Consider the following 15,119-nt stretch of genomic DNA (forward strand, 5'->3'; position numbering starts at 1 on the left):
CTCCGTCGAGGAGGGTTCCGGGGCGCAGTCGTCAGCGGTTGTCAGGCTCCGGACGCGTCCAGCATGGCCGCGCGCTCGACGACCTTGACGCGCTCGCGCCCCTGCTCCGCGCCGAGCGCCTGCTCGTGGGCGTCCAGGCGGTGCCAGCCCTCCTTGGTGGTGTACCGGACACCGCGCTGCTCCAGGAAGTCGACGACCGCGTCGGTGTCGGGCTGTGCGGGGGCGGGCAGCCGCCCGGCGACGTGGTCCTCCAGCAGGCAGGCGACGGTCTCGTTGGCGTCACCCTTGGTGTGCCCGATCAGGCCGATGGGGCCGCGCTTGATCCATCCGGTGACGTACACCGAGGGCATCGGCTCGTCACCGGCCAGCACACGTCCCGCCGCGTGCGGGACGGTTCCGGAGACCACGTCGAAGGGGAGCTTCGGGAGCTCCTCCGAGTAGTAGCCGACCGCACGGTAGACGCTCTGGACGTCCCAGTCGGTGTGGCGGCCCGTGCCCTTGACGTTGCCCGTCCCGTCCAGCTCCGTGCGCTCGGTGCGCAGGGCGACGACCCGGCCGTCCTCGCCGACGACCTCCACCGGGGACTCGAAGAAGTGGAGGAAGAGCTTGTGGGGGCGGTCGCCGACGTCGCGGATCGCCCAGTTCTCCAGCGTGGAGGCGACCATGTTGGCCTGCTTGTTCTCCCGCCGGGTGGCGATCGAACCCTCGTCGTAGTCGATGTCCTCGGGGTTGACGATGACCTCGATGTTCGGCGAGTGGTCCAGCTCGCGCAGCTCCATCGGGCTGAACTTCGCCTGAGCCGGCCCGCGTCGACCGAAGACGTGCACCTCCAGCGCCTTGTTCGCCTTGAGGCCGTCGTAGACGTTCGCGGGAATCTCGGTCGGGAGCAGCTCGTCCGCCGTCTTGGCGAGGATGCGCGCGACGTCGAGGGCCACGTTGCCGACACCGAGCACGGCGACCTTCTCCGCCTCCAGCGGCCAGGTGCGAGGAACCTCGGGGTGCCCGTCGTACCAGGCGACGAACTCGGCCGCGCCGTACGAGCCGTCGAGCTCGATCCCCGGTATGTCGAGAGCGCGGTCCGCGTCGGCGCCGGTCGAGAAGATCACGGCGTCGTAGAAGGACCGCAGGTCGTCCAGGCCGATGTCGTTCGGGTAGTCGACGTTGCCGAACAGCCGCAGCTGGGGCTTGTCCAGCACCTGGTGCAGCGCCTTGACGATTCCCTTGATCCGCGGGTGGTCGGGCGCCACGCCGTAGCGGATCAGGCCGAACGGGGCGGGCATGCGCTCGAACAGGTCGATCGATACGCCCGGCTCCTGGGCGGCCTCGGACTTGAGGAGCGCGTCCGCTGCGTAGATTCCGGCGGGACCGGCTCCGACGATGGCGACGCGGACGGGGCGTGTCATGGAGTGTTGTTCCTTAGGGCGGACGAGCGCGGGCAGAGTGCAGCGGGGTAAGGCATGGCTTACTCCGCTTCCCCCACGGTACGGCCTGTGCTCGGGAACCCCAGGAGCAGGGTGGGGTGATATTTCGGTAATAAATGGACGTACGTGTCTTAAGAGGTTCGGAATCTGTGAGCTTCTGTGCGCGGATCGCTCCCCAGTCGTCTCACGTCGGTCCAGGGAATGAGACGGAGATCGGCGGGCAGGCTGTACGACGGTGTCCTTCCGTGATCCCGGCCCGCGCCGGATCCATGATGGGCAGGCCACCGCAGCTGTCCGACGAGAGGAGCATGTGCCATGCCGATGGAAGGCGAGTACGAGCCGAGCCCGACGACGTGGGTCCGTGAACAGGTCGAACTCATCGAAAGCTCCGGCGGGACCCAGGGGACCACCATGCGTGGCATGCCCGTCATCCTCCTGACGACGCGCGGCGCCAAGAGCGGCAAGCTCCGCAAGACCCCGCTGATGCGGGTCGAGCACGACGGGCAGTACGCCGTCGTGGCCTCTCTCGGCGGTGCCCCCAAGCACCCCGTCTGGTACTACAACGTGCTGGCCGACCCCGAGGTGGAGCTGCGGGACGGGACCGTGCGGCAGGACATGACCGCCCGCGAGATCACCGGCGAGGAGAAGGCCCTGTGGTGGAGCCGCGCGGTCGAGGCGTTCCCCGACTACGCCGAGTACCAGACCAAGACCGACCGGGAGATCCCCGTGTTCGTCCTCTCCCCGTCCGGTAAGCGCTGAGGCGACATCCGTGACGGGGCCGGCCGGCCCCGTCACGGAACAGGACGGGAGCGGGACGGGCGGCCCCGCGCGGCCCCCGGGCCCACCGCTCCGGTCCTGCGCCCCGTGCGCGGCGTTGCGGGCCGCTACCAGCTGAGCCGGCCGACCGCCGAGGCGATCCGGTTCCGGTCCCAGGCGCCGTCGGCGACCAGCACCCGGTACCTGCGGGCCAGGGTCGCCCCCGGATCCAGCACCAGCTCCTCGTGGAAGGCGAACGACGGGGCGACAGCGGCGAACGGGGTGTTGCGCACGAACCAGTGGGCCGGGTGCGCACCGCCCGCGCCGGTGTGGTCGTTCCCGGGGGAGTGGACGAAGACGAGCGTCGCGTGCCCGTCGGACTCGTCGTGCTCACCGCTGTACGCGAGCCACGGGGCCTGCTGTCCCATGAGGTCCGGGCCCTCGGCCTCCGGCGAGATGATCCGCCCGTCCCGGAAGGCGCGCGGCCCGCGCCAGAACAGCCCGGTGTACCCGGCGTTCGGCCGGCCGTGGGTCGTCGGGCTGCCGAACCGCAGCGGCTCGTCGCGCCGGTTGGTGATCGCGGAAGACCAGGTAAGAGCCCAGCTGCCGGTCACCTCGTCCACGTCGTGCACCTCGACGCGGCGCGTCTCCTGCGCCCAGAGCCCGCCGTCGTGCGGATGCCAGGTCAGCCGCTCCGTGAACCGGACCCCGCCGTCGTGCACGGACACCTCGTCGAAACCGGCGTGCGCCATCGACCCGACGCGCTCCGGCAGGGCGAGATACCCCTCGCCGTCCACATAGCTGTTGCCGCCCCACAGGTTCGCCCCCGAGAGGTGCGAGGCGGTCATCTGCAGACCCTTGTGCCAACGGTGGTCGTTGGGCCGGTAGCCGGTCACCACCCGGCCGGACAGCGTGCGCAGGGGGTGGATGTACGGCTTCGGCGCCTCCCACGCGTCCTCCGCCCGGTAGACGTACCGCAGCAGTTCCACCCCGCTCCCCGCCGCCGTGACGGAGAGGTGGTCACCGTGCCGGTGGACGAGTTCCGCGGTCCTCGTCATGCCACCGCTCCCTCGGCGCGGTCCACGTTCCGCGGCGCCCAGTCGGGGACGTCGCCGTGCAGCGCCCCGTAGAAGGGGTCGCCGGGCCCGATCTCACCCGCGCGTACCGTTGATCCGGTGAAGGCGGCCTTGTAGAGCGCAGCGACCAGTTCGAGGCTCTTGCGGCCGTCCGGGCCGCTGCTGCGCGGTCGGCGTCCGGCCCGCAGATCCCCCAGCAGGCCCGTGAGCTGCGCCTCGTGCGAGCTGGGCACGTCGGCTCCGAAGACCCGCCAGGCGTCCGCCTCTTCGGACGTCACGCCAGGAGCCGGGGTGATGCGCCAGTCCGTGTTGCGGTGGCCGTACAGATGCGTGAGCTCGACCGTCGCGCGCTCGCAGTCGATCCGGATCCGGCTGACCTCGTCCGGGCTGAGCACACTGTTGACCACGGTGGCCATCGCACCGTTCTCGAAGCGGATGAGCGCGGTGGACACGTCCTCCGTCTCGACGTCGTGCACCAGGCGTCCGGCCATCGCCCGGATCTCCGCCCACGGTCCGAGCAGATCGAGCAGCAGATCCATCTGATGGATGCCGTGCCCCATCGAGGGCCCGCCGCCCTCGCTGCTCCAGGTTCCGCGCCAGGGGACGGCGTAGTAGGCCTCGTCCCGGTACCAGGTGGTCTGGCAGTGGGCCACCAGCGGCCTGCCCATGGCGTGTCCGGCCAGAAGGGCCCGTACGTGCCGCGCGCCCGATCCGAAGCGGTGCTGGAACACGATCGCCGCGTACGGCCCCTGGCCCGAGGGGCCCTCCGCCGCCTCGATGGCGTCGAAGTCCTCCAGGGAGGGGCAGGGCGGCTTCTCGCACCACACCCACGCCCCGGCGCGCAGCGCGGCGACGGTCTGGTCGCGGTGGAACCGGGGCGGGGTGGCGAGCGTGACCAGGTCCGGGCGTTGCTCGGCGAGCATCCGGTCGAGGTCGGTGTACGCGTGGGCGATGCCCGCCTCGGCGCAGAACGCCTCGACCGACGCCGCGTCGACGTCGACCGCGGCGATGATCTCCAGCGGTTGTCCGGCGGCGAGAGCGGTCAGCGCGGGCAGATGGCTGCCGCGCGCGATCGCACCCGTGCCGACGATCGCGACCCGGACCGGCTCCCGGCGCGAGGGATTGCTGGTCGTGACAAACACCCCTTCGGACGGAGACAGGTGCGCCCACTGGACAGCAAGCGCTTTCTCCACGGGAAACCTAGGCTTCGTCGCGAGGTGGGTCAAGGGGGTCCGGGCCGCGGTGCCCGTCAGGCCTTCAGCAGTCGCGGCAGCCGCGCGAGCTGGGCCGCGTGCTGGAAGGGACCGCCGCCCTCGTGGTCGTTGTACTCGTACACCTCGATCTCCTTGTCGGCGTGCGCGTAGGCGTTGTACGCGGCGAACACCGAGGACGGCGGGCAGGTCTGGTCCTCCAGGGCCACGGAGAAGAGCGCGGGTGCGCTGCCCCTGGCCGCGAAGTGGACCCCGTCGAAGTAGGAGAGCGTCCTGAACGCCTTCTCGGCGCGGCCGCGGTGGGTCTTGAGGTAGTCGATGATCTCGCGGTACGGCTTGCGGTCGGTGACCCGGGTGGCACGGGGGAAGTCGCAGAGGAACGGCACGTCCGGCGCGAGGGCCGCCAGGTCCGTCACCAGCCCGCCGACCGCGAGGGCGAGGCCGCCGCCCTGACTCGCACCGATCGCGGCGGTGCGGGACGCGTCGGCCAGCGGGTGGGAGCGGGCCGCTTCCACCGCGCGTACCGCGTCCGTGATCACTCTGCGGAAGTAGTAGGTGGCCGGATCCTCGATGCCCTGGGTCATGAATCCCGCCAGCGAGGGGCCGGACCCCACGGGATCGGCGGTGTCCCCCGGGGCCCAGCCGCTGCCCTGGCCCCGGGTGTCCATCACGAAGTGGGCCATGCCGGCCGAGGCCCAGAGCAGGTGGGCGTGGGGCAGGCTGCGTCCGCCGCCGTACCCGATGAACTCCACGAGGACCGGGAGGGGTTCGGTGGTTCCCGCCGGTATGACGAACCAGCCCTTGACGGGGTGGCCGCCGAAGCCCGCGAACGTCACGTCGTACACGTCGACGGTGGTCAGACCCAGGTCGGCGCAGAGTTCGAAGCGGGCGTCCAGGTCGTGGGTCCTGGCCTCGTCGAGGGTGGCGGACCAGAACGCGTCGAAGTCCTCGGGCTCCACCGACCGGCTGCGGTAGGCGTGCAGTTCATCGAGGGGGAGATCGAACAGGGCCATGTGGGACCGCCTCATGTAGCGAGGGTGAATGAATGGTCACACCGTACGACGGTCAGCCCGAACGTCAACACGTGCTCACTCTGCGGGAAAACGCGTTGCCCGGGTGTCCGCCCGCTGTGAGACTCCGGGGATGTCGGATTCCGGACTTCGCGGCTCCCGCCAGGTAGCCGCACTCTTCTCCGGCGGGCGCCTGACGGCGATCCCGCGGAAGCCCGCCCGCCGCGAGCAGTTGCTGACGCATCTCGCGCAGACGCTCTTCGAGCGCGACCGCGTCTACACGGAGCGCGAGGTCAACGACGCGCTGCTCACGGTGCATGACGACTGCTCGGCTCTTCGCCGCTACCTGGTGGTCGCCGGGCTGCTGGAGCGGCCCCGGGACGGAAGCAGCTACCGGCGCGGGCGCTGACGGCACCTGGCCGGGGCCGATCCCGCGCCCGCGGGACATGCCGGGGCGGGCGCGGCGCACCTGCCCCGACAAGCCGACGGCCGGGGTCAGTTGAGGGTGTCGGGGTCCGGGCCGGTGCGCATGCCCCGGTCCAGTCCCGCGATCGCCTCCATGTCGTCCGCCGAGAGCTCGAAGTCGAAGACGTCGATGTTCTGCCGGATGCGCGCGGGCGTGACCGACTTCGGGATCACGACGTTGCCGAGCTGGAGGTGCCAGCGCAGAACCACCTGGGCCGGACTCTTCCCGTGGCGTCCGGCGAGCGAGGTGAGCACCTCGTCGTCCAGCAGCGCGCCCTGCGCCAGCGGGCTCCATGCCTCCGTGGCGATACCCGATCCGGCGTGCAGTGAGCGCAGTTCGCGCTGCTGGAGTCCGGGGTGCAGTTCGATCTGGTTGACCGCGGGGACGAGGGAGCTCTCCTCCCGCAGCCGGCGCAGGTGCGCGGGCTGGAAGTTGGAGACGCCGGCGGCTCGGATCCGGCCCTCGGCCAGCAGCTTCTCCAGGGCCCGCCAGGTGTCGGTGTAGAGGTCGCGGGCCGGGGTGGGCCAGTGGATGAGGTAAAGGTCCACGTGGTCCAGGCCGAGCTTGGCCAGGCTCGCGTCGAAGGCCGTGAGAGTGGCGTCGTACCCCTGGTCCGCGTTCCAGAGCTTCGTCGTCACGAACAGTTCCTCGCGGCCGAGCCCGGACTCGGCCAGAGCGCGGCCGACCCCTGTCTCGTTGCCGTAGACGGCGGCGGTGTCGATGGAGCGGTAGCCCGCTTCCAGCGCCGCGGTGACCGCGGCGGTGGTCTCGTCGTCGGGGACCTGGAAGACACCGAAGCCGAGCTGCGGGATCGTGACGCCGTTGTTGAGCGTGACGGTGGGGACCGTGGACATGGTGCTGCCTCTCGTGGTGCCGGACCGAAGGGATCCGCGTGCGATGGTTACGTGCGTCCACAATAATTGCACACGCGGGCTAAGTGCAAGCGGGGGTAATTCTCCGGTGGGCTCATACGGCGGAGGGCGTACACAGGCCGCGACCGGCCGGGGTGGGGCCGTGTGCTGAACTGTCCGGGAAGCACCGGATATCAGGAGTCGTCTTGAACAGCTATCGCCAGCCCGGCATCGTCCTCACCGACCGACGGTTCACGGTCCCGCTCGACCACGACGACCCCGGTGGCGAGACGATCGAGATCTTCGGACGCGAGGCGGTGGCCGCCGGCAGGCCGTCCGAGGGCCTGCCGTGGCTGGTCTATCTGGAGGGCGGACCGGGCTTCGGTGCCCGCCGCTTCGTCGGTGCGGAGGCGTGGCTCGGGCGGGCGGTGCGTGAGTTCCGGGTGCTGCTCCTTGACCAGCGCGGCACCGGCCTGTCCACCCCGGCCAACCGGCAGACGCTGCCGAAGCGCGGCGGGCCGCGCGAGCAGGCCGACTACCTCGCCCACTTCCGTTCCGACAGCATCGTCCGCGACTGCGAACTGATCCGTCCACGGCTCACCGGCGGCGCGCCCTGGACCGTGCTGGGGCAGTCATTCGGCGGATTCTGCGCCGTCCACTACCTGTCGGCCGCCCCGGAAGGGCTCGAAGCCGTCCTCATCACCGGCGGCCTGCCTTCGCTCGACGCGCACGCCGACGAGGTCTACCGGGCCGCTTATCCGCGGATCGAGCGGAAGGTGGCCGCCCACTACGCCCGCTACCCGCAGGACGTGGCCCGTGCCCGCGCCGTCGCCGCGTACCTGGCCGAGCACCGCCCCGACAGCGCCGGGCACACGCTCACGCCCGAGGGGTTCCAGTCCCTCGGCATCATGCTGGGAAGCGGGAGCGGGAGCCACCAGCTGCACTACCTCCTGGAGAACGCCTTCGTCGAAGGCCTTCACGGCGCCGAGCTGTCCGACACCTTCCAGGAGGCGATGCGCACCTCCACCTCGTTCGCCGGGCATCCGCTGTACGCCCTGATGCACGAGGCGATCTACGGCCAGGGCGCGATGCCCACCGACTGGTCCGCCGAACGCGTCCGCGCCGAGTTCCCGCAGTTCGACGCGACCGCCGCGCTGGCGGGCGACGGACCCGTCCTCTTCACCGGCGAGAGTATTCACCCCTGGCACTTCGCCGTCGACCCGGCGCTCCGCCCGCTGCGCGAGACGGCGGAGCTCCTCGCCGCCCGCACCGACTGGCCCGTCCTGTACGACGCCGAGCGGCTCGCGGCCAACGAGGTGCCCGTGGCAGCCGCCGTCTACCACGACGACATGTACGTGGACACCGGCCACGCGCTGCGCACCGCGTCCGCGATCCGTGGACTGCGGACCTGGGTCACCAGCGAGTACGAGCACGACGGCGTGCGCGCGGGCGGCCCTCATGTGCTGGACCGGCTGCTCGCGCTGGTCCGTGGCGAGGCCGACCGCTAGCGGTCAGCCCTGGAGGGCGTCCAGCGTGGCGTCCAGGCCGGCCGCCTGGTGGGGCGCGCGGTTGTGCGGGAGCCTCGCGAGGGCGGCCGCCATGCCGCAGGTGTTGGTCACGGCGGAGTAGACGAGGCCCGCGCCTATGCCCGCGGACAGCCAGCGCGCCGCCGGGAGGCGTCGGCCCGCCACCAGGCCGGCCACCACCAGTGAACCGGCGGCGAAGCGCACCTGGCGCTCCATCGGCCAGGTGGCCCGGGCGCCCGCCGGGCGCTCCAGTCCGTTCCCGTCGCCCTCCCAGGCGGACGTTCCGCCCGCCAGGGTCGCGGCGTCGATGTCCGCGTCGGCGAGGATCTCGCAGGCCCTGGTGGACCTGACACCGGAGGCGCACACCATCAGCAGCGAGCCGCGGGCGGAGGCCGACTTCAGGGCGGGTACGGCCTCGGGAAGCCGGTCGAGCGGGATGTTCAGGGCGCCGGGTACATGGCCGGAGGCGTACTCGCCGGGAGCTCGCACGTCGATGACGGTGAACTCCTCCAGGCGTGCGGCGGCCTCGAAGGGGGAGAGGGATGCGGGGCTGATCACGGACTGAATTCCTTTCGGTCGCCGGAGCGGGACGTTCCGGGAGGCTGCTCCAGGCAGCCCCGAATTTCAACGATACCCCAGGGGGTATTGAATCGGTCCGGCCCGGCCGGTCGGCGGCACGTCCGACCGGAGCAACTCCTCGGCCCCTGCCCCGAACCGCTCCCGGAATGCGCGCAACCGTCCCCGCGCGCTGGCTAGCCTGCCGTGCATGACGCAACAGCTTGAGCCCATGCCCACGGACTGGCGCCGCGCGCTGGCCGTGGTCGCCCATCCCGACGACCTGGAGTACGGATGTGCCGCGGCCGTGGCCGGCTGGACCGACGAGGGGCGTGAGGTCGCCTACCTCCTGGTGACCCGTGGCGAGGCCGGGATCGACACGATCGCACCGTCCGCGTGCGCGCCGCTCCGGGAGCGGGAGCAGCGTGCGAGTGCCGAAGCGGTCGGTGTGTCCTCCGTGGAGTTCCTCGACCACCGGGACGGTGTGATCGAGTACGGCACCGCCCTGCGCCGCGACATCGCCGCCGCGGTCCGCCGTCACCGGCCGGAGCTGCTCATCACCCTCAACCACCGGGACACCTGGGGCGCGGTCGCCTGGAACACTCCGGACCACCGTGCGGTCGGCCGGGCCACGCTCGACGCCGCGGGTGACGCGGGCAACCGCTGGATCTTCCCCGAGCTGGGGCTCGAACCCTGGGACGGAGTGCGCTGGGTCGCGGTGGCGGGTACCGACCGGCCCACGCACGCGGTCGACGCGACACCGGGGTTCGAGCGTTCCGTACGGTCGCTGCTGGCCCACCGCACCTACATCGAGGTGCTGACGGACGAGGACCCGGAGGCGTACTGCCGCACGTTCCTCGCCGGTACCACCGGGGCGGCCGCGGAGCGCTTCGGCGGCCGCCCGGCCGTCGCCTTCGAGGTCTTCCCGCGCTGACGAGCCCGGCGGCCCCGGGCCTCCGGCGCACATGCGAGGCGCTTTCCCGCGCCTGGACGGCGGGTGCCTGATTGACAAACGGGATTGCTGATTCTGCAATGGACTGCATGAAGGAACAGAACCAGGACGACCCCGGACTCGACGCCGTGCTGACCGGGGTCGGCCCACGTCTGCGCCGGCTGCGCAAGGACCGGGGTGTGACACTCGCGGCGCTCTCCGAGGCCACGGGGATCTCCGTGTCCACCCTGTCCCGGCTCGAATCCGGCGGTCGGCGTCCCAGTCTGGAGCTCCTGCTGCCCATCGCCAGGGCTCATGAGGTGCCGCTCGACGACCTCGTCGGGGCGCCGCCGGTGAGCGACCCGAGGGTCAGGGCGAAGCCCATCGTGCGCGGTTCGAGGACCTCCCTGCCGCTCACCTCCCGGCCGGGAGGCCTCCAGGCGTACAAGGTGGTGCAGAAGGCCCCCTGTACCGAAGTCCCCGAGCAGCGCACCCACGAGGGGTACGAGTGGCTCTACGTACTCAGCGGCCGGCTCAGGCTCAAGCTCGCCGAGCACGACCTGGTCCTGGGGCCCGGTGAGGCCGCCGAGTTCGACACGAGGCTCCCGCACTGGTTCGGTCCCGTGGGTGACGAGCCGGTCGAATTCCTCAGCCTGTTCGGGCCCCAGGGGGAGCGGATGCACGTCAGGGCCAAGCCGAAGCGCTCGTGAGCGGGGCATGGCCGGTACGGGCCGGGGTGTTCCCAGGTGAGCAAGCGACCGCTTAGTATGCGCCGGAGCAGTGGTAATGCCGACAGTGTTGTGGAGGCCCCTCATGCAGGCATGGCGAGTGCACCGGAACGGCGAGCCGAGCGAGGTGATGGAGCTCGAGCAGGCGGACCGGCCGACCCCCGGGGAAGGCCAGGTGCTGATCGCGGTACGCGCGGCGAACATCAACTTCCCCGACGCGCTGCTCTGCCGCGGCCAGTACCAGGTGCGGCCACCGCTGCCCTTCACCCCCGGCGTCGAGATCTGCGGCGAGACGGCGGACGGACGCCGGGTGCTCGCCACCCCCGCCCTCCCGCACGGAGGCTTCGCCGAGTACGTCGTCGCCGACGAGGCGGCCCTGCTGCCTGCCCCCGAAGCCCTGGACGACGCCCAGGCGGCGGCCCTGCACATCGGCTACCAGACCGGCTGGTTCGGGCTGCACCGGCGCGCCCGTCTGCAGGCCGGTGAAACGCTGCTGGTCCACGCCGCCGCGGGCGGCGTCGGGAGCGCGGCCGTCCAGCTCGGCAAGGCAGCCGGTGCCACCGTCATCGGAGTCGTCGGAGGCCCCGAGAAGGCTGCCGTCGCCCGCGAGCTGGGATGCGACCTGGTGATCGACCGACACGGCGAGGACATCGTCGCGGCGGTCAAGGAGGCCACGGGAGGACGGGGCGCGGACGTCGTCTACGACCCGGTCGGCGGCGAGGCCTACGCCAAATCCGTCAAGTGCATCGCCTTCGAGGGCCGTGTCGTGGTCGTCGGCTTCGCGAGCGGCGCCATTCCCACCCCCGGCCTGAACCACGCCCTGGTGAAGAACTACTCGATCGTCGGACTCCACTGGGGCCTGTACAACACCAAGGACCCCGCCGCCGTCCGTGCCTGCCACGACGAGCTCACCGCGCTCGCGGCGAAGGGCGTCGTCAAGCCGCTGATCAGCGAGCGCGTGCCGATGGCCGACGCGGCACGCGCCGTCCAGCGGGTCGCCGACGGCACCAGCACCGGCCGTATCGTCGTCCTGCCGTCAGGAGGAACCCGATGAGTACCGCCGTCGACGCGGCGGGCATCCGCCGCCTCACCCAGCAACTGCTGGCGGACCGTCCGCCGGCAACCACCGACCGCACGGACTTCCTCGAGGCGCGCTTCGACGCCGGTCTGGCCTGGGTGCACTACCCCGTCGGGCTCGGCGGGCTCGACGCACCGCGCTCCCTGCAGCCCGTCGTGGACGCCGAACTCGCCGCGGCCGGAGCCCCCGACAACGATCCGCGCCGCATCGGCATCGGACTCGGCATGGCAGCGCCGACGATCCTCGGCTACGGCACCGAGGAGCAGAAGCGGCGTTTTCTCCGCCCGTTGTGGACCGGCGCCGAGGTGTGGTGCCAGCTCTTCAGCGAGCCCGGGGCCGGATCCGACCTCGCCGCGCTGGGCACGCGCGCGGTCAGGGACGGGGACGACTGGGTGGTCGACGGGCAGAAGGTCTGGACGTCCAGCGCCCATCTGGCACGCTGGGCGATCCTGATCGCCCGCACCGATCCCGACGTCCCCAAGCACCGGGGCATCAGCTACTTCATCTGCGACATGACCGACCCCGGCGTGGAGGTGCGGCCGCTGCGCCAGATCACCGGGGAGGCCGAGTTCAACGAGGTCTTCCTCACCGGCGTGCGCATCCCGGACAGCAGGCGACTCGGCCCCGTGGGCGACGGCTGGAAGGTCGCGCAGACCACCCTGATGAACGAGCGCGTCTCGATCGGCGGAGCCCGCATCCCCCGCGAGGGCGGCATGATCGGCACCGTCGCGAAGACCTGGCGCGAGCAGCCCGACCTGCGCACCCACGACCTCCACCAGCGGCTGCTCACGCTGTGGGTCGAGGCCGAGGTGGCCAGGCTCACCGGCGAGCGGCTGCGCCAGCAGCTCGTCGCGGGGCAGCCCGGCCCCGAGGGCTCCGGCATGAAACTCGCGTTCGCCCGTCTCAACCAGGAGATCAGCGGACTCGAGGTGGAACTCCTCGGCGACGAAGGCTTGTTGTACAGCGACTGGACCATGCGACGCCCGGAACTCGTCGACTTCACCGGGCGGGACGCCGGCTACCGCTATCTGCGGTCCAAAGGCAATTCCATCGAGGGCGGCACGAGCGAGGTCCTGCTCAACATCGTGGCCGAGCGCGTGCTCGGCCTGCCCGTCGAGCCGCGTAACGACAAGGACGTCGCCTGGAAGGATCTTGCCCGATGACCGTACAGACAGAAGCCGTCCAGGCGCCCGACCTGCTCTACTCGGAAGCGGAGGAGGACCTGCGGTCAGCCGTGCGCTCGCTGCTCGCCGACCGGGCCGACGCGCCGACAGTGATCGCCGGCATCGAGTCCGACACGCCGTACGACCTGCGGTTGTGGGAATCGCTGGCCGCGGGGATCGGGGCAGCGGGGCTGCTGGTCCCGGAGAAACTAGGCGGCCAGGGTGCCACCCATCGCGAGGCCGCCGTGGTCCTGGAGGAACTGGGGCGCAGCGTCGCCCCGGCGCCCTACCTGACGAGCGCCGTCGTCGCGACCGAGATCCTCCTCGCCCTGGGTGCCGACGGAGGGCCGGCCGCCGGCCTCCTCGCCGAGCTTGCCTCCGGCCGCAAGGTCGCCGTACTCGCCCTGCCGTTCTCCACACCGCCCGCCGACGCCGGCGCCGCGATGACCGGCACCCTGGAACGGACCGTGAGCGGAGTCGCGGAGGCCGCCGCGGCCGATGTGCTCCTGGTGCCCACGGCTGACGGCCTGTACGCGGTGGAGACCGCAGGGGACGGGGTCGACGTACGGGCCCTCGTCCCGCTCGACCTGACCCGTCCGCTCGCCACGGTCACCCTCGCCGGTGCGACCGGAACCCTGCTCGCGGACGCGGCCCCCGCTGCCGAGGCCGTGAGCAGGGGCCTGCTGGCCGGCGCCGGACTGCTCGCGTCCGAGCAGCTCGGACTGGCCGAGTGGTGCCTGACCGAGACCGTCCGGCACACCCGCGAACGCCACCAGTTCAACAGGCCCGTGGGCTCGTTCCAGTCGCTCAAGCACCGCATGGCCCAGCTCTGGCTGGAGGTCGTCTCCGCGCGCGCCGCCGCCCGCAACGCGGCCGACGCGCTGGCGGCCGGCAGCCCCGACGCCCCGCTCGCGGTGGCCGTGGCGCAGGCGTACTGCTCCGAGGTCGCCGTGCACGCGGCCGAGGAATGCGTCCAGTTGCACGGCGGGATCGGGATGACGTGGGAACACCCCGCGCATCTCTATCTGAAGCGGGCCAAGGCCGACTCCATCGCCTACGGCACCGCCGGCCGCCACCGTGAGGCCGTGGCCGCACTGGTGGAGCTGCCGGCTCCGTAGCGAGGTCATCGGCGGGGACACGTGCGCACACGTGTCCCCGCTCTGCCGTGCCGGGGCGGCGGAGCAGGGGAACAGCAGGCGCACCGCAGCCGACACGAGGGCGACAGCACGCTCAACTCTTGGCAGGTACCTGCCCCTGACGGGGGCGGCGCGCCCATACTCGTCGCGTCCCCCCGTCCGCTCTGCCCGCCCCCACGTCTCAGGGAGACCCCATGGCACACCTGACCCGCCGCAGAGTCGTCACCACCGCCCTCGCCACAGCGGCCGCGGGCGCGTTCGTGCCGGCCCAGGCCGCCGCCGCGGCACCGGCCGGCACCGTGCGCCCGCGCGGCCCCCACCCGCTGGCCCGTGCCCACGCGCACAACGACTACCTGCACCCGCGTCCTCTGCACGACGCACTCGCACACGGATTCACCAGCGTCGAGGCGGACATCTTCCTCGTCGACGGCGAGCTTCTCGTCGCCCACGAGGCCGGGAGCCTGGACCCCGCACGCACCCTCGTCTCGCTCTACCTGGACCCCCTGCTCGCCAGGGTCCGCGCCAACCACGGGTCCGTGCACGCCGGGCACCGTGACCCGCTGCAGCTGCTGATCGACATCAAGACCGAGGGGGCGGCGACCTACCTCGCACTCGACCAGGTGCTGCGCCGCTACCGGAAGATCCTCACCCGCTGCGACCGCGGGAGGGTCCGCCCCGGGGCGGTCACCCCCGTCATCTCGGGCGACCGGGCCGCCCGCGCCCCGATGGAGGCGCAGACCACCCGGTACGCCTTCTACGACGGACGCCCGGAGGACCTCGGCGGCGCGGCTCACGCCTCCTTCATCCCGCTCATCAGCGGCAACTGGACCACGAACTTCGGCTGGCCGGGAACGGGCCCCTTCCCCGCAGCCGAACGCACCAGGCTGCGCGCCTTCGTGTCGGCGGCCCACGCGAACGGACAACGGGTCCGCTTCTGGGCCACGCCCGACATCGCCGGCCCGGAACGTGACGCCGTGTGGAACGAACTCCTCGCCGCGGACGTCGACCACCTCAACACCGACGATCTGGGAGGCCTCGAAAGCTTCCTGCGCCGACGGGAGGACGGCGGCCGGCGCAGCGTCTGACCCCGGCCGGCGACCGGAAGCGCGGTCACCGAGAGTGAACCCCCGTTCGGCGGACACGCCAGTGCGCCGAACGGCCTCCCCGCTGCGCCACACTGGCGGCCGAATGCCGCAATTCCGGCGCGGCGG

At 71.8% G+C, this 15,119-nt stretch carries 15 protein-coding genes; 9 read left to right on the top strand and 6 right to left on the bottom strand.

Annotated features, from left to right (window positions below):
• Positions 1 to 41 precede the first annotated feature (41 nt).
• Positions 42 to 1,403, bottom strand: coding sequence for an FAD-dependent oxidoreductase (locus IA22_RS0126115; RefSeq protein WP_030125028.1), 1,362 nt, complete (start codon positions 1,401 to 1,403; stop codon positions 42 to 44).
• Positions 1,404 to 1,736: 333 nt separating this feature from the next.
• Between IA22_RS0126115 and IA22_RS0126120 the strand changes: the two genes are divergently transcribed.
• On the top strand, positions 1,737 to 2,180 hold the full coding sequence (locus IA22_RS0126120; protein ID WP_030125029.1) for a nitroreductase family deazaflavin-dependent oxidoreductase: 444 nt from the start codon (positions 1,737 to 1,739) through the stop codon (positions 2,178 to 2,180).
• 125 nt (positions 2,181 to 2,305) lie between these two features.
• On the opposite strand, the gene IA22_RS0126125 is transcribed toward IA22_RS0126120, so the two are convergent.
• The 3 genes from IA22_RS0126125 to IA22_RS0126135 form a co-directional block, all read right to left on the bottom strand.
• Complete coding sequence (locus IA22_RS0126125) at positions 2,306 to 3,235, bottom strand: DUF6807 domain-containing protein (RefSeq protein ID WP_030125030.1); 930 nt, start codon at positions 3,233 to 3,235, stop codon at positions 2,306 to 2,308.
• The gene (locus IA22_RS0126130; RefSeq protein WP_038273012.1) at positions 3,232 to 4,395 is read right to left on the bottom strand and encodes a Gfo/Idh/MocA family protein; all 1,164 of its coding nucleotides are present in this window, start codon (positions 4,393 to 4,395) and stop codon (positions 3,232 to 3,234) included. Before IA22_RS0126130 ends, IA22_RS0126125 begins: the two co-directional genes overlap by 4 nt.
• A 107-nt stretch (positions 4,396 to 4,502) precedes the next feature.
• Positions 4,503 to 5,477: an acetylxylan esterase gene (locus IA22_RS0126135; RefSeq protein WP_015580085.1), complete on the bottom strand. Its 975-nt coding sequence runs from the start codon at positions 5,475 to 5,477 to the stop codon at positions 4,503 to 4,505.
• 130 nt (positions 5,478 to 5,607) lie between these two features.
• Between IA22_RS0126135 and IA22_RS0126140 the strand changes: the two genes are divergently transcribed.
• Positions 5,608 to 5,883, top strand: a complete 276-nt coding sequence (locus IA22_RS0126140; RefSeq protein ID WP_030125032.1) for a DUF2087 domain-containing protein — start codon at positions 5,608 to 5,610, stop codon at positions 5,881 to 5,883.
• Positions 5,884 to 5,969: 86 nt separating this feature from the next.
• Here the strand turns inward: IA22_RS0126140 and IA22_RS0126145 are convergent, their stop codons facing one another.
• Positions 5,970 to 6,794, bottom strand: coding sequence for an aldo/keto reductase (locus IA22_RS0126145; RefSeq protein WP_015580086.1), 825 nt, complete (start codon positions 6,792 to 6,794; stop codon positions 5,970 to 5,972).
• Between the two features lie 203 nt (positions 6,795 to 6,997).
• On the opposite strand from IA22_RS0126145, the gene IA22_RS0126150 reads away from it, so the two are divergent.
• Positions 6,998 to 8,299: an alpha/beta fold hydrolase gene (locus IA22_RS0126150; protein ID WP_030125033.1), complete on the top strand. Its 1,302-nt coding sequence runs from the start codon at positions 6,998 to 7,000 to the stop codon at positions 8,297 to 8,299.
• 3 nt (positions 8,300 to 8,302) lie between these two features.
• On the opposite strand, the gene IA22_RS0126155 is transcribed toward IA22_RS0126150, so the two are convergent.
• A complete protein-coding gene (locus IA22_RS0126155; RefSeq protein ID WP_014152419.1) occupies positions 8,303 to 8,875 on the bottom strand; it encodes a rhodanese-like domain-containing protein in 573 nt (190 codons plus the stop codon).
• 208 nt (positions 8,876 to 9,083) lie between these two features.
• On the opposite strand from IA22_RS0126155, the gene IA22_RS0126160 reads away from it, so the two are divergent.
• From IA22_RS0126160 to IA22_RS0126185, 6 genes are all read left to right on the top strand, one after another.
• On the top strand, positions 9,084 to 9,806 hold the full coding sequence (locus IA22_RS0126160; RefSeq protein WP_030125034.1) for a PIG-L deacetylase family protein: 723 nt from the start codon (positions 9,084 to 9,086) through the stop codon (positions 9,804 to 9,806).
• 107 nt (positions 9,807 to 9,913) lie between these two features.
• Positions 9,914 to 10,513, top strand: a complete 600-nt coding sequence (locus IA22_RS0126165) for a helix-turn-helix domain-containing protein (protein ID WP_030125035.1) — start codon at positions 9,914 to 9,916, stop codon at positions 10,511 to 10,513.
• Positions 10,514 to 10,616: 103 nt separating this feature from the next.
• Positions 10,617 to 11,585: an NADPH:quinone oxidoreductase family protein gene (locus tag IA22_RS0126170; RefSeq protein ID WP_014152416.1), complete on the top strand. Its 969-nt coding sequence runs from the start codon at positions 10,617 to 10,619 to the stop codon at positions 11,583 to 11,585.
• Positions 11,582 to 12,772, top strand: coding sequence for an acyl-CoA dehydrogenase family protein (locus tag IA22_RS0126175; protein WP_030125036.1), 1,191 nt, complete (start codon positions 11,582 to 11,584; stop codon positions 12,770 to 12,772). Before IA22_RS0126170 ends, IA22_RS0126175 begins: the two co-directional genes overlap by 4 nt.
• On the top strand, positions 12,769 to 13,890 hold the full coding sequence (locus IA22_RS0126180; protein WP_014152414.1) for an acyl-CoA dehydrogenase family protein: 1,122 nt from the start codon (positions 12,769 to 12,771) through the stop codon (positions 13,888 to 13,890). Before IA22_RS0126175 ends, IA22_RS0126180 begins: the two co-directional genes overlap by 4 nt.
• Positions 13,891 to 14,102: 212 nt before the next feature.
• Positions 14,103 to 14,993: a phosphatidylinositol-specific phospholipase C/glycerophosphodiester phosphodiesterase family protein gene (locus IA22_RS0126185; protein ID WP_030125037.1), complete on the top strand. Its 891-nt coding sequence runs from the start codon at positions 14,103 to 14,105 to the stop codon at positions 14,991 to 14,993.
• Positions 14,994 to 15,119 lie beyond the last annotated feature (126 nt).

Source organism: Kitasatospora papulosa (assembly GCF_000717245.1).
GTDB lineage: Bacteria > Actinomycetota > Actinomycetes > Streptomycetales > Streptomycetaceae > Streptomyces > Streptomyces papulosus.